Source organism: Aureibacillus halotolerans (genome assembly GCF_004363045.1).
Lineage (GTDB): Bacteria > Bacillota > Bacilli > Bacillales > DSM-28697 > Aureibacillus > Aureibacillus halotolerans.
The window spans coordinates 114253-138607 of the sequence record NZ_SNYJ01000006.1 but is presented as its reverse complement, the minus strand read 5'-3'; the positions used below and the strand labels follow the sequence as shown (position 1 = coordinate 138607).

General features: G+C 44.8%; 18 protein-coding genes, 1 tRNA gene and 1 riboswitch. Of the genes, 17 read left to right on the top strand and 2 right to left on the bottom strand.

Annotated elements, in window-relative coordinates:
• Positions 1-34 precede the first annotated feature (34 nt).
• The 5 genes from EV213_RS09165 to rpiA all read left to right on the top strand — a co-directional run bounded on the left by EV213_RS09165 (position 35) and on the right by rpiA (position 4308).
• Positions 35-295 carry an HPr family phosphocarrier protein gene (locus EV213_RS09165; protein WP_133580227.1) on the top strand — a complete coding sequence of 87 codons (261 nt, stop codon included), beginning with the start codon at positions 35-37 and terminating at the stop codon, positions 293-295.
• A 123-nt stretch (positions 296-418) separates the two neighbouring features.
• Positions 419-1063, top strand: a complete 645-nt coding sequence (locus EV213_RS09160) for an HAD-IA family hydrolase (RefSeq protein ID WP_166639229.1) — start codon at positions 419-421, stop codon at positions 1061-1063.
• A 76-nt stretch (positions 1064-1139) separates the two neighbouring features.
• Positions 1140-1403 carry an HPr family phosphocarrier protein gene (locus tag EV213_RS09155; RefSeq protein ID WP_133580225.1) on the top strand — a complete coding sequence of 88 codons (264 nt, stop codon included), beginning with the start codon at positions 1140-1142 and terminating at the stop codon, positions 1401-1403.
• Positions 1404-2104: 701 nt separating this feature from the next.
• Positions 2105-3439, top strand: a complete 1335-nt coding sequence (locus tag EV213_RS09150) for a GNAT family N-acetyltransferase (RefSeq protein ID WP_133580224.1) — start codon at positions 2105-2107, stop codon at positions 3437-3439.
• 206 nt (positions 3440-3645) lie between these two features.
• Complete coding sequence (gene rpiA / locus EV213_RS09145) at positions 3646-4308, top strand: ribose-5-phosphate isomerase RpiA (RefSeq protein WP_133580304.1); 663 nt, start codon at positions 3646-3648, stop codon at positions 4306-4308.
• Here rpiA and EV213_RS09140 read toward each other — a convergent pair.
• Positions 4270-5139 carry an alpha/beta fold hydrolase gene (locus EV213_RS09140; RefSeq protein ID WP_133580223.1) on the bottom strand — a complete coding sequence of 290 codons (870 nt, stop codon included), beginning with the start codon at positions 5137-5139 and terminating at the stop codon, positions 4270-4272. The genes rpiA and EV213_RS09140 overlap by 39 nt on opposite strands.
• Before the next feature lie 133 nt (positions 5140-5272).
• On the opposite strand from EV213_RS09140, the gene EV213_RS09135 reads away from it, so the two are divergent.
• The 4 genes from EV213_RS09135 to EV213_RS09120 all read left to right on the top strand — a co-directional run bounded on the left by EV213_RS09135 (position 5273) and on the right by EV213_RS09120 (position 9212).
• Entirely contained in the window at positions 5273-5767 is a 495-nt protein-coding gene (locus EV213_RS09135; protein ID WP_133580222.1) for an Lrp/AsnC family transcriptional regulator, read from the top strand.
• Positions 5764-6969 carry an aminotransferase gene (locus EV213_RS09130; protein WP_133580221.1) on the top strand — a complete coding sequence of 402 codons (1206 nt, stop codon included), beginning with the start codon at positions 5764-5766 and terminating at the stop codon, positions 6967-6969. The genes EV213_RS09135 and EV213_RS09130 overlap by 4 nt, the downstream gene beginning before the upstream one ends.
• A 124-nt stretch (positions 6970-7093) precedes the next feature.
• Entirely contained in the window at positions 7094-7654 is a 561-nt protein-coding gene (locus EV213_RS09125) for an RNA polymerase sigma factor (RefSeq protein ID WP_133580220.1), read from the top strand.
• On the top strand, positions 7647-9212 hold the full coding sequence (locus EV213_RS09120; RefSeq protein WP_133580219.1) for a hypothetical protein: 1566 nt from the start codon (positions 7647-7649) through the stop codon (positions 9210-9212). The genes EV213_RS09125 and EV213_RS09120 overlap by 8 nt, the downstream gene beginning before the upstream one ends.
• An 85-nt stretch (positions 9213-9297) precedes the next feature.
• Here the strand turns inward: EV213_RS09120 and EV213_RS09115 are convergent, their stop codons facing one another.
• Positions 9298-9528, bottom strand: a complete 231-nt coding sequence (locus EV213_RS09115; RefSeq protein WP_133580218.1) for a DUF378 domain-containing protein — start codon at positions 9526-9528, stop codon at positions 9298-9300.
• Between the two features lie 156 nt (positions 9529-9684).
• On the opposite strand from EV213_RS09115, the gene EV213_RS09110 reads away from it, so the two are divergent.
• From EV213_RS09110 to EV213_RS09075, 8 genes are all read left to right on the top strand, one after another.
• A complete protein-coding gene (locus EV213_RS09110) occupies positions 9685-10848 on the top strand; it encodes an iron-containing alcohol dehydrogenase (protein WP_133580217.1) in 1164 nt (387 codons plus the stop codon).
• Positions 10849-10971: 123 nt separating this feature from the next.
• A complete protein-coding gene (locus EV213_RS09105) occupies positions 10972-12321 on the top strand; it encodes a glucose-6-phosphate isomerase (RefSeq protein ID WP_133580216.1) in 1350 nt (449 codons plus the stop codon).
• A gap of 189 nt (positions 12322-12510) precedes the next feature.
• A riboswitch (SAM riboswitch) is annotated at positions 12511-12618 on the top strand.
• Between the two features lie 93 nt (positions 12619-12711).
• The gene (gene metE / locus EV213_RS09100; RefSeq protein WP_133580215.1) at positions 12712-14973 is read left to right on the top strand and encodes a 5-methyltetrahydropteroyltriglutamate--homocysteine S-methyltransferase; all 2262 of its coding nucleotides are present in this window, start codon (positions 12712-12714) and stop codon (positions 14971-14973) included.
• 188 nt (positions 14974-15161) lie between these two features.
• Positions 15162-15572: a YugN family protein gene (locus EV213_RS09095; protein WP_133580214.1), complete on the top strand. Its 411-nt coding sequence runs from the start codon at positions 15162-15164 to the stop codon at positions 15570-15572.
• A 296-nt stretch (positions 15573-15868) separates the two neighbouring features.
• Positions 15869-15944 (top strand) — tRNA-Ala (locus tag EV213_RS09090).
• Between the two features lie 1174 nt (positions 15945-17118).
• Positions 17119-20193, top strand: coding sequence for an RCC1 domain-containing protein (locus EV213_RS09085; protein ID WP_208112734.1), 3075 nt, complete (start codon positions 17119-17121; stop codon positions 20191-20193).
• A 19-nt stretch (positions 20194-20212) separates the two neighbouring features.
• Complete coding sequence (locus EV213_RS21315) at positions 20213-20422, top strand: S-layer homology domain-containing protein (RefSeq protein ID WP_133580212.1); 210 nt, start codon at positions 20213-20215, stop codon at positions 20420-20422.
• A gap of 790 nt (positions 20423-21212) precedes the next feature.
• A complete protein-coding gene (locus EV213_RS09075; RefSeq protein ID WP_133580211.1) occupies positions 21213-24254 on the top strand; it encodes an S-layer homology domain-containing protein in 3042 nt (1013 codons plus the stop codon).
• Positions 24255-24355 lie beyond the last annotated feature (101 nt).

The following is a 24355-nucleotide window of genomic DNA, read 5'->3' as shown; positions in this document are numbered from 1 at the left end:
GTATCGTTGGAAAACGTATGCGGAGGGATAACGAATGAAGCGAATTGAGAAAAGCATTCTTGTGGAGCGACAATTTGACCAAAAAACAACCGTGGATTTTTGTCAATTGACGAGCGGCTTTTCCGCCGATATCAAGTTGTTGAAAGGAACTTTTGTAATCGATGCAAAAAGCATGATGGGCCTTTTAGCGCTTCCAATTCGCAAAGGTGCAGAGTTCAACGTCCAAGTAGAAGGCGCCGATGCAGAGGATGCAGCAAAAGCTGTTGAAGGGTATTTAACGGGAACCGACAAGTAACCGCTGGTGCTTTGAACTCCAAAATGTCGATTCGCTTCATACAAGTGAACAATGTTGTCATTGAAACTGCATTGCGCTGATTGCAAAGCAGTTTTTTCTATGAAGGAGAAAGGGGTATCGTTTATGTACTACCGTTATGTTCTTTTTGATTTTGACGGAACTCTTGTTGATTCTGTGCCTTTAGCGGTTCGCATTTTTAACGAACTGGCTTCCACCCATGGGTTTAAACATATTCACGCAAAGGATATGCGTCCCTTGAAAGAGGCATCAATCAAACAGAAATGTGAGCTCCTTGGTGTTCCAATCTATAAAATTCCACAGCTTCTTCATGTGTTTAGATCGAGGTACCGAGAGCAGCTGGATTCTTTAGACTTTATTGATGGCATCGAAGGGGTGATCCGAACAGCTGCTGAGAAAAGCTATCAGATGGGGGTCCTGTCTTCCAATGATGAGAGAGTAATTCAATCATTTTTACATAAAAACAACGCTGAAATGTTCCATGAAATTATTGGAAGAAGCTCGCTTTATGGGAAGGCTTCTTTCCTGAGAAAATTCCTGCGACAGAAGCAGCTCTCCCCTAAAGAAGTGCTTTATATTGGAGATGAGGAGAGAGATATTTTTGCATGCAAGGAAACAGGCATTGATATTGCAGCCGTCACATGGGGTTTTGAAGGCTATGAGCAACTTTATCAACATAAGCCAAGATACCTCTTTACTTCCCCATCGGAGCTTGGTAGACTTTTGAATACTATAGACTACTCGACATGAGCTTAAAGATGCTCCGCCATCATACAAGCATTCTTAAATCAACTCACATACTGTAAAGAAAAAGGAGGGGCAAAACATGAGCTTTGTTAAAGAAACGGTGAGCAGAGTCACCATGACACAGCCGAATATCCAAAGTTTTATCTGGATGGTTCACCAATATGAGGCTGACGTATTTATCCATAAAAATGAGCGGAAAATAAATGGCAAGAGCCTACTTGGTTTGGTTGCAGCGTTCATAAATTCAGGGGATCCAATTACGATCATTACGACAGGCACGGATGAAAGAGAGCTGCTAGAAGCTGTATCCGCATTTTTTATGGGGAAAACGCCTTCTGTGTGAATGTCCTTAGCAGCATTACGATAGGACAAGTGATAAAATCGAATACCAGTCATTAATGACAAGCGGCTATAGCTCGCTTTGTTATGAAATTTACTCATTCCAGCTAATTCAAATCTCCGTTTTTTGAAACCGGGTCAAAATAAAAAAACTACGCAGAAACAAACGTCAGCGTAGTCAAAATACGTAGACTCCTGCGAGAACAGCGCGAGCTGAAGATCCCCTCGGAAAGCTTTTGCTTTCCGAGGAAGCTGAAGCCGTGCCCGCGGAATGCGAAGTATTTTGACGAAGCGGTCGTGTTTTTTTACACCATAGTGCAACATCGACTCGAGAAGACCTCGTCGTGTTTTCTTTGTCGCTGCAGTCTCGTTGGTGGATGCTTTTAATGGTGCACTCATCTTTTATGATGTGACGAAAGAGATCCATCTAGTAATTTAGAGCGTAGAGATCCACTTAGTTTTTAAAAGCGATGTTTTAGAAAATACAGGATTATGAGATTGGCAACTTTAAATTTCACGAATACAGAAGATGTCATTTAATTTATCTGACCTTGCTTTCACTAAGGCACAGCCAACGTTGAAGGTGATTTTTGCACTGCGAAAGTTGGGTGATGTAGAAGTACTTTTCACACCAAATGACTTCTACACTGTTTAATTGTCAGCTTTTTCTGTACAATAATAGAAAAGCAGAAAAGGCGGAAAAAGATGAGATTTGAAATGTACCAGGATTCGCTTCCCGGCTTTGTGCTTAATCAGCTCTTGCAATTATACAGTCATGTCTTTGGAAGCAATCCAAATGTGTTGTATCGAAAAATGAAGCAAAACTCGCCGCTCCTCATCTTTGCAGCGTTTGAAAATGACACATTGGCAGGCTTTAAAATGGGGTATGACCGCGAACCAGGTCACCATTATAGCTGGATGGGATGTGTCGACCCCGCTTTTCGAAGAAAGAAAGTCGCAAGCACATTAATGAGGCTTCAGCATTCTTGGCTTCGAAATCAACAGTATAAAGTCGTTGAAACGCATACGTACAACAAATGGAGAGAAATGCTGCTCCTTAATGTGCAATCAGGCTTTTCGGTCGCTAGTGTCGATATGGATCAAAGTGGACAAGCCAAAATTATTATGACGAAAAGTCTTCTCCCGCCACATAAGGATCGGAAGCAATTGGCTCCTCGGTTGTTAAACGTCATACATTTAGCAACAGACGATATGATTGAAGGGGAGTTGCTTACTTCATCAGACTTCTTGAAGGCAAGCTTTACTTGTCTAGAAGAGGATAAATGGCTCATGGGTTTAGTTATGCCATATGGACCGTTTGACAAAGAAGCGTCTACAGGGACAGCGATGACGTTTTCCTACGGATCTGTCCATTTTCCAGCCATGACGAAGGAGCTCTATGATATTTTCCATCAGGCATTGTTCGAGATGGAGAAGACAGGGAATGACATTCTCGACCTTTTTCACGTCATTCGCGCATTCCATCACAATCAACCGCCAAGCTGGCAAAATGCTCTAGAAAAGATGGGGGAAGAAGAAGTGAAGCAGCAGCTGCTTCAACCTCGAGACATGATCATTGATTTAACAATGCTTCCGGAAAACGAGGATCACTCATTGACAGAAGTCAGCATCAAAGATGAAAGTGATGACCAAGTGGTTGCGTTAAAAGACATGGCGGAGCAACAAGCTGGTATTACATATCCAAATCATAGCGATGGCATGTATTATGTGATTAAAGAAGCCGGAGAGCCTCTTGGCTTGGCCTACAGATATATGACACCACCAGGTCAAATTGGTCATGTCTTTGTCCGGAGTGGGTTCAGGCAGAAGCATTTAGGCACGACGCTGTTGACGTCAATTCTTGAGGACATGCAGAATGAGGGCTATCGTTATAGTATTATTTATCGTTCGTATGTACACGCTTTTTTTGAGAAAACCTTTCATGCGATGCCGGTGCCAGTCCCATTCTTTAAACGTACGCTTTCATTCAGCAGGCCATGGCCAGTGCTTGACGAAAAAAAGGACCTTTCCCATGAGTAGGAAGGTCCACAAAAGAGAAGGAATGCATTCGGCAGGTCATGACAGAGAGGCAAGGACAAAAGCGAGTAATTCCGTCTTTTGTATCGCGTTCTCTGTCCTTTATACTATGAAGATACAGACTTTGGTGGACTAGACATCCAAACCATTCATTAAAAAATCCGCAGACATACAAATCACACGGACTTCACTGGAGGATACAGCGAATGATTAATGCAAAGAAAGCCGTTGGAGAGAGAGCAGCAGCTTATGTAGAAGAAGGGATGACCGTAGGGCTTGGCACAGGATCAACAGCTTATTGGATGATCGAAAAGCTGGGTGAGATGGTGCAAGCCGGACTGAATATTAAGGGACTGCCAACATCAAAGGCAACGGAAGAACAAGCCAATCGACTTGGCATTCCTTTGGTCACCTTTAGCGATGTGAAGCAGCTCGATATTACAATCGATGGAGCAGACGAAATCGATCCGCAGTTTCAGCTTATTAAAGGTGGAGGCGGGGCTCTTCTTCGAGAAAAGATTGTAGCTAAGGCGTCGCGTCGCATGATCGTCGTGGCGGATGAATCAAAGCTCGTTGACGTCCTCGGAACTTTTAAGCTGCCGGTTGAAGTTGTGCCTTATGGCTGGGAAAAGACGGCGTTTGATATTCAGTTAATGGAAGGCACGCCTCACCTTCGAAAAGATGGAGACAACACGTATATGACCGACAATGGAAATTACATTTTAGATGTCGATTTCTACCCGATTCGTGAGCCGCGCAAGCTATCTGAAGCATTGAACCAGCTCCCAGGAGTTGTGGAGAATGGGTTATTCATTGATCTCGCCGAGACGATTCTAGTCGGAACCTCCGACGGGCGTGTTTTGATTAAATAACCTCGTAGAGACTTCTGTAATGAATGCGTCCACTTGGCGGTAAATGTCCGCTGGTTTTTCTTCTGGAAGCAAATGAGCCGCATCCTCATAGACGTGAAGACATGCCTGGGGCAAATCCTGCTCGAGGCGTTTTCCTGTTTTTAAAGGGACGACTTTATCGTGGGCTCCCCAAAGCAATTGTATTGGCAAAGAGATGGTGTTTAAACATTCCGTTGATAGATCTCCTTCACGATGGCGGATAAATCTGACAAGCGCAGGAAATATCTTTGGGTGCTTAAAAGGCTCTGCATACCCTTGAATCATCTCGGGAGTGACAGAATGCTTTTCGTAAACGACGTTGTATAGGTTTCCTTTCACCCCAGTTTTTGCAAGGATATATTTAAGGTAATGAGAGAAAAATGGAACATACGTTGATAGGACGAGCTTTCGAACTGGTTTTAAATAGCCGGAGCAGCCAAGGAGGACTAAACCAGAGAATCGGTGGCTCTGATTGCATGCGGCATTTAATAACACTTGACCACCCATTGAATGACCAATGCCAAACACATTGGTCCAGTTCAGCTCTTTAAGCAAGGCATTCACGATGGCACCATAATTTTCATACGAATAAGTAAATCGTTTTGATTTACCAGAACGCCCAAATGGTGGAAGATCAAGCGTTAAGACATGAAAGGACTGTGTTAACAGCGGTTCTAAGCGTCTAAAGCTAAACATAGAAGATAAAAAACCATGAACTAAAACAAGACAAGGTGCGTTTCTATCTTCATGTGGCGTCAGTTCGTAATACACCTTTGTGTTTTGGTAGGGAAAAAATTGTCGTATTGCTTCCATAGAGACACCTCATTACTCGTGGAATCATTCTTCTCCTACTATGCTACAGTATTGATGTAAATAATACATTACGCAACACTCATTCTTTGTTATACTAGGGTCAATTATTCTTAAGAAATCGCAGGTGAGAGGCATGAATGAAAAAGAGGTTGAAGTCTTAGAAATTATTGAGCATAATGGCAGACTTGCGGTTGACACGATTGCAAAAATGATCGACATGTCAGTAGAAGCGACGGGTGCGTTGATTCGATCACTTGAAGAGAAAAAGGTGATCATTGAATACGCGACGGTGATTGATTGGGCGAAGGTCGATAATGATGATACGATCAAAGCCATGATTGACGTGAAGGTAACGCCTAAAAGAGATGTTGGCTTTGATGAGATTGCTCGTCGGATTTATAGATATGATGAAGTGAAATCAGTGTACCTCATGTCGGGTGCCTACGATCTCTCCGTGCAGGTCGAAGGTAGAACGATGACTGATGTTGCGAGGTTTGTTTCAGATAAATTATCAACCCTGGATTCCGTCATTTCCACGACAACACACTTTATTATGAAGAAATACAAGCATGACGGAACGATTTTTGATGAAGGAGACGCTGACAAAAGGATCGTGGTGTCTCCATGAGCAACCGCTTCTTATCCTCCACAGCAAAGAACTTGCAGCCCTCTGGCATCCGTCGTTTTTTTGATCTGGCGGCAGGCATGGAAGGCGTCATCTCCCTTGGCGTAGGAGAACCAGATTTTGTGACCTCCTGGAAAATACGTGAAGCGAGTATTCTTTCACTGGAGGAAGGCTACACGTCATATACAGCAAATCCGGGCATCCTGTCTTTGCGAAAAGAGATTTCAAAATATTACCGCACGAAATACAGCCTTTCCTATGATCCGAACTCAGAAGTATTAGTCACTGTAGGAGCGAGCCAAGGAATCGATTTGGCCATTCGTGCTGTAGTGAATCCGGGGGAAGAAGTCATTGTCATTCGCCCGAGCTTCGTTTCGTACCTTCCGACAATAGAGTTGGCAGGCGGCATTCCCGTGCCGATTGAAACGACAGCAGAAACAGACTTTCGCCCAACGGCAGACGCTATACGACATGCAGTGACAGATCGAACGAAGGCAGTCATGATATGCTCACCTAGCAATCCAACAGGAACCGTGTTAAATCAGTCTTCCCTACAAGAGATTGCTGACGTGTGTATCGAAAAAGATTTGCTTGTCATCACCGATGAAATTTATGCAGAGCTTTCTTATGACGAGGCCCACGTATCAATCGCCTCCCTTTCAAAAATGAGAGAACGGACGATTGTCATCAATGGGTTTTCAAAAGGGTTCGCCATGACGGGCTGGCGACTGGGGTTTGCCCTTGGACCTGATGATATCTTGCAAGCCATGCTAAAGATCCATCAGTATACAACGATGTGTGCATCAACAACGGCACAGCATGGTGCGCTTGAAGCATTACGGAATGGGTGGGAGGATGTCGCCCATATGCGAAAACATTACCAGCGACGTCGTAACTACATCGTTCGTTCCTTTCAAGAAATGGGATTAAGCTGTCATATGCCGGGTGGTGCCTTTTACGCTTTTCCTTCGATTAAGTCCACGGGTTTTTCAAGTGAAGAATTTGCTGAGAAGCTGCTTCACGAAGAAAAAGTCGCCGTCGTTCCAGGGAATGTGTTTGGCCCAAGTGGTGAGGGGCACATACGTTGCTCCTATGCCTCCTCAATGGAGCAACTTCAGGAGGCTGTTCGCCGAATGGAGCAGTTCATTGCTCGACATTCGACGCAAGAACCATTCCTTGTAGATCAAAAGACCATGCAAACATAGCAACGGTTGGAAGCAGAGACAGCACTGATGTCTTTGCTTCTTTTTTGTTCGTTTTCAATCGACTCCTGAAACATTATGCCGTCATGATTCGTTTAATGAGTAAGAAGAAGAGGAGGATCAACACATGGACGAAGAAGAATTGATCCGCCGAGCGAAAAAAGGAAACATGGCTGCATTTCAAAAGCTTATGGAGACCTATTACCCTATTGTAGAACGTTTTGCATATCAGCTCGGCAATCGGCCACATGAAGTAGAAGATATTACGCAAGAGGTTTTTTTACGTGTCTATCGATTTATTGATCAATATAAACAATCGAAGTTTTCAACCTGGCTCTATAAAATCACACTTAATGCGACTAGAGATTGGGCACGAAAGAAAACTCAGGACTCTCGCAAGGTGATAAAGCTAGGCCAAGAGCCTTTACAAACGGTCGATTCAGTAACGGCAGAGGACTCGTTACTTAAATCAGAAGAAGATGCGCTTTTACATAGCTGTATACAATCGCTCGACGAAAAATATCGTGTGCCACTCATTTTGTATTATTTTCATGACGAAAAATACGATGATATCGCAGACATTATGCAGCTGCCACTTTCCACTGTGAAAACGAGATTGTCCAGAGCGAAGGAACAGTTAAAATCTGAAGTGAAAAAAAGACAGGAGGAGGGAATGCATCTTGGATAATCAGAAGCTAGAAGAGCGACTCGAAAAACTCAAAGCCTCATATGACCAAATGCCGACCTTCTCTGATTCCGAGCGCATGATGAAGGCGATAAAGGCAGAACGAAAACAGACGTTGAAAAGGATGGGGCGTTTCAGAAAACTACCCATTATTGCGAGTATCGCAGGGATCGTCATTGCAGGAGGGATTATTGGCCAAGGGCTGATTATGCCAACTGCACCAAGTGAATCATCGTCTGATCAACCAGTGAAGAACAACGAAGACTTGAGCGAGGTTTTAACAAAGGATTTTACACGCTTAACGGAGACATTGTTTTTAGATGATCTAGGACTTCCAAACATTCCAGATAACATTGCCTTTATAGAAGAGGCTAGAGCCTACATGCTTGAGCGAAAGGAGCACCTGGAACAGATGAATGGCGAGAAGGCAGAAGCTTTTTATAAGCTTAGCCTTTCCGAACTTGAGAAGAAATTGGAGGCACCAGCGAAAACCATTGCACGTCTACAAGTTGAACAAGACATCCCGGTGAATATTCGTTCTGATGAAGTCGTTCGCCTCATCTTAAAGTTAAAGCAGCTCCAACCGATTTTAGAGGCAGCCTTGAATGAGCAAACATTTACCAATGAACAATTACAAACTCAAGGGTATGAACTGACGAAAGATGGCGTAACAATTAACTGGCGCTTTCTAGAAGATCAGTACGTCTTGATTACAAATGACTCAGTGAGTCAATATTTGCAAATTCAAGCATTCATTGCGCAACAAGCCTCTCCTTCCTGGAATGACCTTGCGCGCCAGGTGGTTCGTTTGGAACACTTTCTACAATCGTTCCCACAAGTGAACACAGATTTTATTACTGATGTACATGCGTTGTACAGGGATAGGCTTATGGCCTATTTAGGGAAAAGTGATGTGCGTACTGCTTTCTTGCCTAATGGGTATTTACGTGGTGAGGTTCAGGCTAGCTATGAACAGTTTTTGACAAACTATCCGAACACACAAACCTTTTTTACGATCCAGACCTATTATGAGCTACTCCGTCAGCATAGCTTTCAACAATCAGCGGATACAGAAGCATTTACCGTAGGTGGGTTAGCAATGAATATCGCTGTGGAAAGAGATGCGCAACCTGTCACTGGACCGCTTCTTCCACTTTCTGAAGCACAGCAGCAGATGTACGATCGTCTGCTTGCATCGGGCGAAACCCAATCAGATGCAACACCGCTTGATATCCTGCAATTGTTTGCGAGAGCTGTTGAAGACGATCAATTTGAAGTAGCATCAATGCTTGTCGCCAGGAACAAAGGGACGATGCCAATTGAGGCTGACGTGCTCAGGGATACAATGGACTTTATATCGCCTTTTTGGCTGAGTCTGCAAGAAGGCAGGATAAAAACGTTACCAGGTGCCCTTGGCAGTATCCTCGTTTGGACACCCGAAAATGAATGGGCGTACGAGTCACACTTTGTTCGCTTTTACAATCAATCTGAAGGGTGGGTCATTGATTGGGACGGATTGCGTGCACAAAACGAGCGAATAGGTGAACAAACAAGCGAGTAAAGAGGAAAACAGATGCTCGCTTCCTATTCAAGTTAAAATGACATACATTTACGCAAAGTAAAAAGAGGCCATGACGGCCTCTTTTTTAGGAATAGCGTTTCTCAGGTTCAGTTTCAACTTCTTCTGAGGGTTTGAAAAGCAGGGACAGTGCGATAAGGCCACTGATGCCTACTAGCCCGTAGATAATACGTGCAACAGCTGCATCCTGACCGCCAAACAATGCTGCCACGAGGTCAAATTGGAAGAATCCGATAAGTCCCCAGTTGATGGCACCAATGATGATTAGCAGCAATGCGATACGTTGAAGTGTGCTCACATCATTTCCTCCTTATGGTGATCTCATTCTTTACTAATGTGCGCTTGTTCCAGACAGACTATACAACATAGGAGCAAATTGCTTTCAAAATGCATTCTTTTTCATGCATAATGATAATTGTGCACGTCATTCTTAAGAAAAAGGAGCTTTCCTCTCATGAATTCTTTTGCATACCATAATGCCACCAAACTTATTTTCGGTTCAGATGCTTTAGATAGATTAGCATCAGAAGCTCAAGCACTAGGCAAAAAAGCGCTCCTTGTATATGGCGGAGGAAGTATAAAGAAAAATGGTCTCTATGATAAAGTGATGTCTATTCTTAAAGCTGCGTCTGTTGATGTTGTCGAGCTCGCTGGCGTTGAACCAAACCCACGAGTGGACACTGTTCGAAAAGGTGTAGAACTTTGCAAAACACACGATGTCGACTTTATTTTAGCCGTCGGCGGTGGAAGCGTCATTGATTGCACGAAAGCTATTGCAGCAGGCGCAAAAACGGATGCTGACGCATGGGATATTGTCACAAAAAAAGTCCCAGTAGAAGCCGCTCTTCCGTTTGGCACAGTTCTAACACTCGCTGCAACTGGTTCAGAGATGAATGCGGGCTCTGTAATTACCAACTGGGAAACAAAAGAAAAGCACGGCTGGGGAAGTCCACTTGTAGCTCCAGTCTTCTCATTGCTTGACCCAGCGAATACGGTGTCGGTGCCAGAAGATCAAACGGTATATGGCCTCGTGGATATGATGTCTCACTGTCTTGAACAGTACTTCCATCATGATGCCAATAGCCCTGTACAGGATCGTTTCAATGAAGGCATTTTGAGAACTGTCATTGAAACAGGACCAGAGCTATTAAAGGATTTAAGCAATATTGAACACCGTGCAACGATTCTCTACGCTGGAACGATGTCTCTTAACGGCACATTGTCCATGGGAATTCGCGGAGACTGGGCATCGCATAATCTCGAGCATGCTGCGTCTGCGGTGTATGACATTCCTCATGCTGGCGGCTTGGCTATATTGTTCCCACAATGGATGCTGCACGTGATGCATGAAAACATTGCCCGTTTCAAACAGCTTGCTATCCGTGTCTTTGATGTTCATCCACTTGGGAAATCTGACGAGGACATTGCGCTTGAAGGCATTGAAAAATTACGTGTGTTTTGGTCTTCATTAGGCGCACCAAACCGGTTTGCCGATTATGATATTGATGATGCGCACATTGAGGATATGGTGAACAAAGCGATGGTCAATGGGCCGTTTGGTCACTTTAAAAAGCTACAAGCGAGCGATTGTGAAGCTATCTATCGCGCTGCACTGTAAGGTTTCTTACGCACAGCTCTTGGTTCTGAATCAAGAGCTGTCGTTTTCTAATGGTGTAAAATAGCACTATGTATTGATGGTTTAACGTGTTAAAATAACAGAAAATCATTAAGGAGGACAACAATGACACAGCCGTTAACTTTTTCTTATAAAGACGCATTGCCTTTTTTACAGCAGCATGAAGTGGACTATTTGTCCCAAACAGTTGCAACTTTACATAAAAGCATTCATGAAAAAACAGGTGCAGGCGCAGATTATCTAGGGTGGGTTGACCTTCCTGAAGACTATGACAAAGAAGAGTTTGCACGCATCGAAAAAGCAGCTGAACGAATTCAGCAACAATCGGACGTTTTAATTGTCATCGGCATTGGTGGCTCCTATCTTGGTGCGAAGGCAGCTTTGGAAATGTTAAGCCATAGTTTCTACAATGTGATAGACAAGGAAGACCGCAAGACACCACAAATCATTTTCCTTGGACATCATATCTCTGCACAGTATTCAAAGGATTTGCAGGATGTTTTAAAAGACAAGGATTTCTCCGTAAACGTGATCTCGAAGTCAGGAACAACGACTGAACCAGCCATTGCCTTCAGACAGTGCAAGCGCCTGCTTGAAGAAAAATATGGAAAAGATGGTGCGAAAGAGCGTATTTTTGCAACGACGGACAAAGCAAGAGGCGCATTAAAAACGTTGTCTGATGAGGAAGGATATGAAACGTTTGTCATTCCTGATGATGTCGGTGGACGTTATTCTGTTCTCACCGCTGTAGGGCTGCTTCCTATTGCTGTGAGTGGCATTAGCATCCAAGACATGATGCGTGGCGCCCAGGATGCGCGAAATGCGTATAGCTCACCAAACCTTGACGAAAATGAAGCCTATCAGTATGCGGTTGTTCGCAATGCGTTGTACAACAAAGGCTATACAATTGAAATGCTTATTAACTTTGAGCCTTCCCTACAGTACTTTTCTGAGTGGTGGAAACAATTGTTTGGCGAAAGCGAAGGGAAAGACCAAAAAGGCATTTACCCATCGTCTGCAAACTTTTCAACTGATTTGCACTCCCTTGGTCAGTATGTACAAGAAGGTCGACGTGACTTGTTCGAAACCGTGCTTTCGGTTGAAGAACCTGGCGCAGAAGTTCTAATTGAGGAAGACGATAAAAACCTTGATGGCTTAAACTACCTTGCTGGGCAAAGCCTTGATTTTGTAAACAAAAAAGCAATGGAAGGTACTAAAATTGCGCATGTGGATGGTGGCGTTCCGAACCTATCCGTGCACATTGCTGAGCGTTCTGCGTACCATTTTGGTTATTTGGCCTTCTTCTTTGAAAAAGCATGTGCCTTGAGCGGATACTTGCTAGGGGTGAATCCATTTGATCAACCCGGCGTTGAAGCTTACAAACAAAACATGTTCGCCCTGTTAGGCAAAGAAGGCTATGAAGATCGATTGGAAGAGCTTCGCAAGCGTCTCTAATTTAAACACGATAAAACGTTCTCTCTTTCATAACGAAAGGGAGAATTTTTTTCTATAAATTTACGGGGAGGAACATATAATTCCAACTCAATAGGTTGTACAAAGTTGTATAATTATTATGCATTTGTTTAAAAAAGGTTTGACATGACTTTTGTGACAATGCTACGATAAGTAACAATAAAACAAACTCTCTTATAAAGAGCGGTGGAGGGACTGGCCCTGTGAAGCCCGGCAACCATTCAGTTTACTGAAAAAGGTGCCAATTCCTGCAAAGCAGAACGCTTTGGGAGATGAGAGCACTGGATCGCATCTGTGCATGTTCACCTCTCCGCTCTGCTGGAGAGGTTTTTGTTTTTTATGACATTGAGCATCTATCTAAGGAGGATCACGATGAAAACAGCAACAATTGGCTACCCAAGGATTGGCGCACACCGAGAATGGAAAAAAGCACTAGAGGCTTACTGGAAAAAAGACATTACAGAGGAAACACTACTCTCTGATCTGAAGCAAATTCGTACAGAAAACCTTAAAAAGCAGCAAGGGAAAGGAATTGACTTTATTCCTTCTGCTGATGCGTCTTGGTACGACCATATGCTTGATACAGCGTTAAGTTTAAATATTATCCCTAAACGCTTCCGTGACTTAGAGAAAACGCCTGGACTTGAAACGTATTTTGCGATTGCTCGAGGCAATGCCGGTGCGGTTGCTAGTGAAATGACAAAATGGTTCAACACGAACTATCATTACATCGTGCCTGAGTTTGACAGCGGCACACTGCCTGCCCTTGTGAACAATCGTTGGAGTCAAGCTTACTTAGAAGCGAAGGCAGAAGGCATAGAAACAACACCTGTGCTTGTCGGACCCTATACGTTTGTGTCCTTGTCAAAAGGTGTTGATTCAATAAGTGAGCAAGTGGAGACATTAAAACCACTTTATATTGAAGTGCTACAGAAGCTTGAAAAGGACGGCGCACAATGGGTGCAAATCGATGAACCCATCGTGTCGACAGAACTAGATCAAGCGCAGATGAAGTCGATTGTTGCCTTGTACAATGACATCAAAGCAGCTGTGCCTGGTCTCAAATTGAAACTCCAGACGTATTTCTCGAGCGTTGCTCAGTGGTCGATCTTAAAAGAAGCAAAAGTGGATGGGTTTGGTCTTGATTTTGTTCATGATGGTGAAGTTCAGCTTAAGGAACTGAAGGACGCTGGATTTCCTGAAGGGAAAACGTTATTTGCCGGCGTATTAAACGGACGTAACATTTGGAAAACAGATCTGTATGAAGCGAAAGAACTCGTCAGTGCACTGTCTTCCATAAGCAGTGACGTTGTCCTACAACCTTCTTGTAGCTTGCTTCATGTGCCTGTGACATTACAAACAGAGGACAAGCTGCCTGATTGGCTTCGCAATGGCCTTTCGTTTGCCGATCAAAAGCTAGAGGAATTGATTGCATTAAAAGAGCTTATCAATGGAGATGCAACGAAAGCAGATCAGCAACAAAGTGCTATAAAACAGCTTCAAGAGGCTCCAGGTCGTCAAAGTACCGCTGTTAGAGAAGCGGTGGCAGCTTTAAGCGATTTTGACCGTTCAACACCTTTCGAAGCGAGGAAGCTTGCACAGAAGGACGCTTTCAATTTGCCTTTGCTTCCGACAACAACAATTGGCTCTATGCCACAAACAAAGGAAGTTCGCCAGGAAAGACTTCAATGGCGTAAAAAGGAAAAAAGCGACCAGGAATATGAGCAATTCATTCAAGCTGAAACAAAACGCTGGATCGAGATTCAGGAAGAGCTTGATCTCGATGTTCTCGTTCATGGTGAATTTGAGCGTACTGACATGGTCGAGTATTTTGGTGAGAAGCTCAATGGGTTTGCCTTTACACGCTTCGGTTGGGTGCAATCATATGGCTCACGTTGTGTGAAGCCACCAGTCATTTATGGCGACGTAGCCTTCGATGAACCAATGACGGTGAAAGAAAGTGTGTATGCTCAATCTATGACGAGCCGTCCTGTGAAAGGCATGCTTACGGGTCCAATTACGATCATCAACTGGTCGTTTGTACGCACGGATGTGCCTCGACGTGACGTCGCGTTGCAAATTGCTCTTGCACTTCGTGAAGAGGTAGAGCAGTTGGAGGCGAACGGCATTACGATGATCCAAGTAGATGAGCCAGCATTGCGTGAAGGCTTGCCATTGAAAGCATCTGCGCATGAAGCGTATCTCAAAGACGCGGTCGAAGCCTTTAAAGCGGCAACGAGCACTGTGAAAGAAACGACGCAAATTCATACGCATATGTGCTACAGCGATTTTGACGCGATTATTTCATCCATAGACGCTCTTGATGCTGATGTCATTTCCATCGAAACGTCCAGAAGTCACGGAGAGCTTGTGTCTGCGTTTGAAAAATACAATTACGACAAAGGCATTGGCCTAGGGGTCTACGATATTCATTCCCCACGCGTGCCATCAACAGACGAAATGGTCGCAAACATTGAGCGCGCATTGACTGTGCTCGATCCAGAGCAATTCTGGGTGAACCCAGACTGCGGCTTAAAAACACGCGGAGAAACAGAAACCGTACAGGCACTTGAAAAGATGGTAGAGGCGGCAGTGAAGGTTCGTACAGCCTTGCAAGCAACAGCATCAAAATAATTGACGAAACACCTGGCAAAGTAGGAGAACGTCCTACAGAGTCAGGTGTTTTTTACTGTCATCCTATTTCTCTTTCATACGTGATGTGAGGCATGTAGCACTGATTTTGAGATTGAGACGTATTTTGTAGTCAAATCTTATTTTTAGGGCAAGATAACGCAAATCCTCTTGAAAAGGAGATGCGTGTGATGGAACAGTTATCATCTGCCTTAGATGGTCTCCAGATGAAGCTAAGTCAATTGGCGGAACGACTTGAAGCGAGCGGCTTTACACTAGGAAGCAATTGGGAATACGACCATGGGTATTATGATTATAATTTGCCTGCTGATGGGACGTACTATTTTTTGCGAATTCCAGTTAAAACAACGGGGATAGGGGAGATCGATGATCCAGATGCCTTGGTATCGGTTGGCACACCACTTGTGTTAGGACATCAATACCAGCGTTCTTTAGATGACCATGCCAACATCGGCAATTTGTCTGCCTCCTTTAATCAGTTTCAGGAACCTGAAGACAAGGACACAACGATTCCAGACGACATCATAGAGGCAGCCAAACAAAAGCTGGCGGAAGCCGAAGTCCTTTTTGTCCGAAGCTAATTGAAGTGGAATGAACCCCTTAGAAAAAAAGCGGCCAAGCATGACAGGTCTTTCTTATGACGCGGGCTCATACCTTACGATGCACGTATAAGTGAGCCATCGTAGAACAAAAGGTAGTCGCAAGTGTTTGAAGGTGAGATTAAGTATGAGGGTCCATATGGATAAATAGGCAGTCCCCAAAATTCATTCAGCGTCTTGGGGGACTGTCTCATTTGTTATTTTACGTAAAAAACATCAATAAGCTATTGCAACTGCTGTCGAATTTTCATATAATAGTTCTTGTCGGACAAAGACTTGGGGCCTTAGCTCAGCTGGGAGAGCGCTACGCTGGCAGCGTAGAGGTCAGGGGTTCGAGCCCCCTAGGCTCCACCATACATATGATACCAACGCGCTATCTCGCAGTCGAGGTGGCGCGTTTTTTGCGTTTTTTGGGAGAATATTTTTAATAAAGTAGGTGACAATGCATGCATGTGTTTTGCTTGGATGAGGTTGATGTCATTAGATATCGAAATGACCAAAATTTTTTACATGGTATGGACTGGCTGATAGTCGTTAGAGATGAAAACAAAATCAACTTGAGTTTATTTCGGAAATAATGATATCTAAGAAATACAGATCTTTGTTCACCGGTCTGTACTGGGTCAGAACCGCGTGTTATTCGTGATATTTTCTTTACGGTACAAAACTTGATTATTGGAATTTAATTACCTGTAATAAGAGTTGCGCAGAATTAATTGAAGATTGATTAAAGATTGAACAAATATTAAACGAGCGATGGTATAGTTTTAGTGAAATATAAAATTGAAAGAAACGAAAGATAGTTGAAGAAGAGTTATCGCATAGTGTGCAGGATGACTCTTAATGATACTTGTCATCGTTTTTAGTATTCATCCCGAATAAATTAGACTCCCTGTCAGCTTTCGCTATATCTGGTAATGAAAGTATTTAATATGTAGCCAATGGAATACGAATTAATAGGTTCGAACACTAAGACAAATTAAATTATTTAAATAATTTTAATTATAAATTTATTTACTGATGCCACTTCGGAACGGAACAGCATGGTCAAACTTCAAGAAGTGTAAAATACAGCCAAACTGAATTTAACCATACAAAGGCCAGCAACTCTCCACGTAATGGAGAAGCACAATTAATTTGCTTACTACCTGCGAAATAGAGCTGATACTAGGGGAAAGAAGTTTGGATACGCCAGCTCCACCTTTGTTCGCGAAGTCTGGGATCGTGGGTGACAGTCCACATCGTTTATGGACCATACATATCGTTTGCAGAAGGGCATGTCGAAACAATTATTTCGTCAATTGCTGTTGCTTTATAACAATTGTATTCAATCCTTACTCCAAAAGCTCTTTTTCTTGCGGAATTTTTTGTCTTAATGTCATTACTGAATTATTGTCATTCCTGAGGTGCATTAAATTATTGGCAAGGTTGAGCCATGAATCGAACTACAAGGCGAAATTCTGCACTTGTGTTAATTGAGGAATTACTTATCTAGAATGGAGGAAAAATGTTGAAAAAAGGATGGATAATGGGATTATGTGTTTTCGTGCTTGCTAATTCTTTTCCTGTGTATCAAGGAAAAGCTATTGACTTTGAATATGTCACCGCACCTGCAATTGCTCATGGCTACTACCATAGTTTGAGTGTAGCCAGCGATGGGTCGGTCTGGGCGTGGGGAAACAACCAAAATGGACAGCTGGGCAATAACTCAACGGCCAGCCGCACCATCCCAGTCCGCGTAGAAGCTTTGGAGGAAGTAGAATCCGTCGGAAGCATGGTGTATTCCAGCCTGGCACTCAAGGATGATGGCACCGTATGGGCCTGGGGGCAAAACGAAGATGGGCAGCTGGGGGACGGCACATTTGAGGAACGTCGGATCCCCGTCCAAGTTAAGGGTTTGAAGGATATCATCGAAATTACCGACGGCTTGGGTTTTCATGCCTTGGCTTTGAGAGAAGATGGTACAGTTTGGGCCTGGGGGGATAATGAAAATGGACAATTAGGGGACGGGACAACAGATCTCAGTCTGCAAGCTGTTCAAGTTCAGGGACTTGAAGATGTTATTGCCGTGGCAGCCGGAGGCTACTTCAGCCTAGCCTTAAAGCAAGACGGGTCGGTCTGGTCGTGGGGAAGCAATGACCAAGGACAATTGGGCGACGGTACGACCACACGAAGGTTCTCTCCAGAGCCTGTACCTGGGATAAGTGATGTAATTGCTATCGCAGCGGGCGGCACTCATAGTCTGGCGCTTACGTCGGATGGGACGCTTTGGGGATGGGGGGAAAACAGTTGGGGAGCGGTGGGAGCTGGCGTCGATAACTCTCACGTATCTGCTCCTACTCAAGTTGCACTTTTGAATGATGTTGTAAAGGTGGCTGCTGGTGGATTCCATAGTGCGGCGATCAGAAAAGATGGAACCTTATGGACATGGGGCTTGAACAATTTCAGCCAGCTTGGCGACGGGACGTACACAAGTAGAAATTCGCCTGTCCAGGTTTTAGATCAAGCGATTGATGTGTCAGCTGGCGGGTACTCGACAATCGCCATAAAACAAGACGCCAATGTATGGGCTTGGGGGTTGAATTCCTCCGGTCAGTTGGGTGACAGTACGGCTACTTTAAGAGCAGAACCAGTCCAGAGTCGCGCGTCACTGGATTTCTCGGCGCCTATTCCGCTCAGTGCCCAGATAACACCAGAATACACCGGCTATAGTGAATTGACGCTTCACTGGGACAAAGCGACTGATAATATCAGTCCGCAAGAACAGTTGGAATACATGGTGTATCAGTCGGACTCGGCCAATCTAAATACGGTTGCAGCCATGGAGATAAATGGAACTCCGTTACATACGTACACTTCGGATATCGACACAATGGTGATTGGCGATTTGACAGCAGGCGAATCGTATTATTTCAATATTATTGTTCGAGATGCCCGAGGAAATAAACGAGCTTACACGATGCAGCAGGCGATGTTGTCTGAACCAGAAAAGTACACCGTCACGTATGACGGCAATGGCCATACTGGAGGGACACCACCTGAGGATGAACAAATTTACGAAACAGGGGACGAGGCGCTCGTGCTTGACAATGCCAATGAGCTTGTCCTGCTGGGACATTCGTTCGTTGGCTGGAATACCGCTGCGGACGGGTCCGGGACGTCTTATACGCCGGGAAATCTTCTGAGCATCACTTCTTCCGTGACCTTGTATGCGAACTGGTTGCCTGACTCCAGCAATGTCAATAGCCTGAGTGAGCTTCGAGTATACGCTGCCGAGGAAGAGCTGGAGCTGAGTCCGGCTTTTGCCGAAGAGCAGTTGTCGTATACCGTGGAAGTAGAGAATACTATCGAATCCGTTACGATAACAACGGTAACTGCAGACGCGTCAGCCAAGGCTAGCGTCGAGCTGTTAGACGAGCAAGAAGAGTTGATCTGGGGACCGGTCGATATAACTAGTGGAGAGATGAGCGATGCACTACTGTTACCTTCAGCTAGCCAGACTGTCCGCCTCATTGTGACTGCAAAAAATGGAGAGACACGGTTATATATGATTACCATCGTAAAAGAAGCAGAGCAGCCAGAGGAACCGACAGAACCGGAGGAACCGACAGAGCCGGAGGAACCGACAGAGCCGGAGGAACCGACAGAACCGGAGGAACCGACAGAGCCGGAGGAACCGACAGAGCCGGAGGAACCGACAGAGCCAGAGGAACCGACAGAGCAAGAGGAATCCAAAGAGCCAGAGGAGCCCACGGAGCCTGATAAATTTGAAGGGCCTGTCATTAGAGAAATTGCAATTCGTCCTGACTCCTCATACCAGGTAGAATACCGCGTTGGTGATGCGTTAAATGTTGCAGGGATGAAGCTTGAGGTGCGCCGGGCTGATGGCAGTAAGACTTCCGTATCAGTAACGGCAGATATGGTCAGCGGTTTCGACAGCAGTCAAGTGGATGCCCATCAGACGTTGACAGTTGCATATCAAGGATTCGAGGTTACCTATACCGTGTCTGTAGCGAAGCGAGTGCCTACTGATCTGGCTGATCCTCACGAGCCAGAGGACCTCGAATCAAAGCCGATTGATTTTGTCGACGTTCCAGTAGCGCATTGGGCCAAACTGGAGATTGACCGTCTGACAGCGTCTGGCGTTGTCTTAGGGTATCCGGATGGCAGCTTTAAACCAAACCAAAGGATAACAAGAGCGGAATTTGCACAGTTAGTTGTTCAGGCGCTTGGATTGCAAGCTGCGGGCGACGATGTCATATTTGAAGATACGAAAACCCATTGGGCGCGAGACCCGATTGCCATAGTACAGCTTTCCGGCATTGTCACTGGAATGAGCGATCATACCTTCGCTCCAGACCAAGAGATAACCCGTCAAGAGATGGCGGTCATCTTGATGCGCACTCTGGGGTTGGAAGGAAGTAACGACTTTACCCGTTTTAAGGATGAGGCTGCTTTTGCAGCCTGGTCAAGAGAAGCGGTTGGGGCCGCTGCTTCCAGTGGTGTGATGCTCGGTTATCCAGATGGCAGCTTCGGTCCCGATCGCCATGTGACGAGAGCGGAAGCCGCGGTGATCGTCACACGTTTGTTATCGCTCCGATAAGTCATAGTTGGATCGTCGTATGAGCATGCGAGTCACCATCCGTGGGATTATTCGTGGGACCGAAAAGAACCAATTTGAACCAAACCTAAACATGACTCGTGCGGAATTTATCACGATTCTCGTTCGTGCTTTAGGTTGCAAGCACCAAACGAAACAAGATCATTTAAGGGTGTTAAGGAACCATCCTGGTATAGCGAGAGCATTAAGGCTGCTCTTGTTAATGGGTTGATCCAAGGGTTAGATAACAGGTCCTTTCGCCAGGCGGAATCCAGTACCCGTGAACATGCCATGATGATCACGAATGCTATGGCAGTCATAGGTATCGTAGATAATAAATTATCGGAACCGGTACAGGAAAATGCGATGTTTGTTTAGTACGGATCGCAGAAGCATCCAACGGTGTGGAAGCGCTTGGACTGGTGGATGCTTACAAGTCTTACCTTTGACGGCGCAGAAATGATAAAGAAATCTTAGCATTTGTTCACATGAATTTTCGGCAGGGGCGTTCATCAAGCGTTAACGATCGGTCTATTCTGGATTGGCAGTCAATCATAATGATGTTTCAAATATGGGTTTGTTTAGGAAAGCTTATACGCAGAAAGCACATCAAATCGTCATCATGAACGTAACGACAATCATGAAAGGGTAAAGCTTGTCTTTAGCTTCCACCATACATTTGTGTACCAGCGCGCTATCTCGCAGTCGAGGTGGCGCGTTTTTTTGTCAAAACAACAGAGTTCGATTCATGTAATCTTCACCAAAGCAAAGGAGCTGTCTCCCTCACCTTGGCAGTGCCTTTTTATTTATTAAGCAAAAATTGACGGTGTGTTAAACGAACGTTAATCTTCAGAACGTGAGAATCAGATAGTATTAACATAGAAGTAACTGTTTTTCTTGCAATGTTTTAAATGTGAAGTCATCTATCCCATCCTAATCTTAGGAAGTGTTAATGACTATAGTAAGAGTTTATATGACTTACTTTTGTTCTAAAATTTATTTGGAAGTGATGTGAAAGAGTGATGAAACAAAGATGGGGTAGAAGGCAATTGTGGTTCTTGGCAAGTCTTCTTTTTTTGACAACGATCGTATCTCCCGAAGCAGCATTAATGGCCCAAGATGCGGTTACTCCGATCAGTGGGGACTATGAAATTGTGACCGATGGTATGTATGAAATAATAGACACAGAAAGGACCCCGATGGAAATCGAAATTGCTGATGGGGTTACAGAAGTCTCTTTGCAACAAAACAATTCGGACACAGTGAATGCAGTAATTGTCACGAACAATTCAACATCCCTTCAATTGACCATTGAGGGTTTGCAGCTTACATCACATAGTCCGATCCAGTTGCTTGGCTCCGGTGAAGTGAGGTTAATCCTTGTCGAGGAGAATATCCTGATCGCGGATGCAAGTACAGCTGGTGTTGCTGTAGAAGGGGATGCCAAATTGGTCATCTCCGGAGAAGGCTCGTTGGTCGCACAAGGTGGCATTGGTGCAGCTGGCATCGGCGGCTCTCCATACGGAAATACAGGAACGATTGAAATTGAAGAGGGAACAATTACAGCGCTTGGTGGCGGTGATAGCGGGGTCTTTTCAGGAGGGGCTGGGATTGGCAGTGGACGTTTGGGGTCTACCAGCGAAATTACGCTTCATGGTGGCTTCATTCGTGCCGAGGGAGCGAGCGGCGGCGCTGGGATTGGTGGCGGTGCCCTTGGAGATAATGCGATGATCACCATTAATGAAGGAGTGATTCATGCAATAGGGTCTAATGGTGGTGCTGGCATCGGTGGTGGCGGAGGTGCAGAAAGCGATACGATTAATATTCATGGAGGTAGAATCACAGCAATCGGCGGATACCTAGAATACAATGGTCAGCTAAGTGGTGCAGGGATTGGTGGAGGTTATAACAGTTCAGGTGGTGACATCACCATTACGGGTGGTCAAGTTTCGGCTGAAGGTGGGCAAGCAATTGCTGCTGGAATTGGAGGGGGGGCTATCTATATTGAAGGCAACTATTCTACTCAATCTGCAGACATTCAATTGCAAGGGGGGATTGTCTTTAGTACCCCAGGGTATAACGGCGAGCGATTTAGTGGATTGTTTCCAGAAGGCGAAGGCCCCTCGCTGCTTACTTTAGAATTTATCGAGACCATTAATGGAGAATCATCACCCGTTGCAGAGACAGATATAAGTGTAAAAAAGAACATCGTTCGCACCGATGCCAATGGAATGTTGTATTTGTATGTCCCAGAAGACAACTATACACTGGAAGATTTTGAGTTCACTGGATCAGACGGTTATCGTGCGCTATCTATGATTCCCGAGACGATTCAAGTAGCTTCTCAACAGTCAAACCAAGGGGTTATTGAATGGTCGGATCGACATCAGGTGAACTGGCATTTGGCAGGAGGAACGATGGATGACACTGCCGCGGTAACGGACGCCGAGGACGGAGCGTCTATTGATGCACCTTCGCCTTCGCCTCTCCGTAATGGGTACACGTTTTCAGGCTGGTATATCGATGAAATGTATACTACAAAAGCCCAGTTCCCATTCGTTGTAGAGCAAAACACGGATTTTTATGCCGCTTGGACTTCTAGTTCTTTGTACTTGCCTGAGGCTGAAATGGTGACTGGCATTTATAACGAGCCCTACAACGCATCCATCCCTGCTGCAACAGACGGAACGGGCAATTACACTTATGAACTGTCCAGAGGTAGTTTGCCAGATGGATTCACCCTGAACGAGAGGACCATTGAAGGGATGGCTGAGAAAGCTGGTCGATATGAATTTGAAGTGAAAGCAACCGACCTTGGTTCTGGGAACATAATTGAGCAAGGGTATGTAATTGAAGTGAAGCAAGCAGTTCCTGTTCCTATTCATGAAGTGAAGGCAGATCGACTTCAAAGAAGAGAGCCACTAAGGCAGGCAACGCTGACGGGCGAATTTCAGCATACGACGACAGGTGAGTTGGTGCCTGGTTCGTTAGCTTGGGTAGAGCCTACGTTTGTTCCAACTCAAAATAGATCGAATCAAGACTGGGTTTTCACGCCAACCGATCAGTTTAACTATTCAGAAGTGAAAGGCAATGCAATTGTCACATTCTCAGCACGCTCAGCCAGTAGTAGTGATGAAGACTCATCTTTATCTAGCAACGCAAACCTGGCAGAGCTGCAACTATTGGCAGACGGTCAAGAGCTCGAGCTCAGCCCGTCATTTGCATCTGGTACGACAGAATATACTGCTCGAACAAACGTTGGAAAAATTGAAATTGCAGTAAAAACAGCTGATCCTTCCGCAAAAGTCTACCTAGGTGATGAAGAGGAGGATGATCAGTTCATAATCGATTTGGATGAAGGCATAAATAGAATCACTTTGACTGTGCAGGCAGAGAACGATAGGAAGAAAAATTACAAAGTGACGATTACCCGAGATATGTCTAAACAACAGGAGTCAGATGTCAATGCTCCTGAACTGGATGAGCCTTCGCGAGGTCCAGCCAATCCTGTAGCTGGGTTTACCGATATTTCCGGACATTGGGCAGAAAACGCCATTCATCAAGCGGCATTTAGTGGAATGATCAATGGCTACCTAGATGGTTCGTTTAGGCCGAATGAGTCGATTACGCGAGCCGAATTTACTGTTATGTTGATGAAATCAGGCAACATGAAGAGAGAAGCAACCGCACATGAACGCCTTTTTGCGGACCAGAATCAAATTGAACCATGGGCTAAAGAAGCCGTCTCGCGAGCGGTGCAGAATGGAATTGTTTACGGGTATGAAGATAACAGCTTCCGTCCGAACGCACCTCTAACTAGAGCGGAGATCGCAGTCATGATTGCCCGTGCGCTAAAATTACAGGCTGATACCAAATTATTAAATCCTTTCACAGACAATAATGAAATTCCAGAATGGGCATCCGATGAAGTCGAAGGAATTCGCAATCTTGGCGTTATCGATGGACGAAGTGGGAACCGTTTCGTACCAAACGGTATAACATCCCGTGCAGAAGCGACCGTTATGCTGCAAAGAGCGTTGGAACTGGAGTTTAACGAAAGATAGAAAAGCAGTAACAGCGTCTATTTAACGCTAAATGAAATAGAATCAACTACTCCACTTGGAGACAAAGTCTTATGAGCAGAAGAATTATACAACCGCAAAAC

What these genes read in the sequence shown, in the direction of transcription:
- EV213_RS09140 (WP_133580223.1), bottom strand. Translation starts at nt 5,139, where the DNA reads ATGGAAGCAATACGACAATTTTTTCCCTACCAAAACACAAAGGTGTAT.
- EV213_RS09165 (WP_133580227.1), top strand. Translation starts at nt 35, where the DNA reads ATGAAGCGAATTGAGAAAAGCATTCTTGTGGAGCGACAATTTGACCAA.
- EV213_RS09155 (WP_133580225.1), top strand. Translation starts at nt 1,140, where the DNA reads ATGAGCTTTGTTAAAGAAACGGTGAGCAGAGTCACCATGACACAGCCG.
- EV213_RS09095 (WP_133580214.1), top strand. Translation starts at nt 15,162, where the DNA reads ATGGAACAGTTATCATCTGCCTTAGATGGTCTCCAGATGAAGCTAAGT.
- EV213_RS09150 (WP_133580224.1), top strand. Translation starts at nt 2,105, where the DNA reads ATGAGATTTGAAATGTACCAGGATTCGCTTCCCGGCTTTGTGCTTAAT.
- metE (WP_133580215.1), top strand. Translation starts at nt 12,712, where the DNA reads ATGAAAACAGCAACAATTGGCTACCCAAGGATTGGCGCACACCGAGAA.
- EV213_RS09085 (WP_208112734.1), top strand. Translation starts at nt 17,119, where the DNA reads ATGGGATTATGTGTTTTCGTGCTTGCTAATTCTTTTCCTGTGTATCAA.
- EV213_RS09125 (WP_133580220.1), top strand. Translation starts at nt 7,094, where the DNA reads ATGGACGAAGAAGAATTGATCCGCCGAGCGAAAAAAGGAAACATGGCT.
- EV213_RS09075 (WP_133580211.1), top strand. Translation starts at nt 21,213, where the DNA reads ATGAAACAAAGATGGGGTAGAAGGCAATTGTGGTTCTTGGCAAGTCTT.
- EV213_RS09105 (WP_133580216.1), top strand. Translation starts at nt 10,972, where the DNA reads ATGACACAGCCGTTAACTTTTTCTTATAAAGACGCATTGCCTTTTTTA.
- EV213_RS09135 (WP_133580222.1), top strand. Translation starts at nt 5,273, where the DNA reads ATGAATGAAAAAGAGGTTGAAGTCTTAGAAATTATTGAGCATAATGGC.
- EV213_RS21315 (WP_133580212.1), top strand. Translation starts at nt 20,213, where the DNA reads ATGAGCATGCGAGTCACCATCCGTGGGATTATTCGTGGGACCGAAAAG.
- EV213_RS09160 (WP_166639229.1), top strand. Translation starts at nt 419, where the DNA reads ATGTACTACCGTTATGTTCTTTTTGATTTTGACGGAACTCTTGTTGAT.
- EV213_RS09110 (WP_133580217.1), top strand. Translation starts at nt 9,685, where the DNA reads ATGAATTCTTTTGCATACCATAATGCCACCAAACTTATTTTCGGTTCA.
- EV213_RS09130 (WP_133580221.1), top strand. Translation starts at nt 5,764, where the DNA reads ATGAGCAACCGCTTCTTATCCTCCACAGCAAAGAACTTGCAGCCCTCT.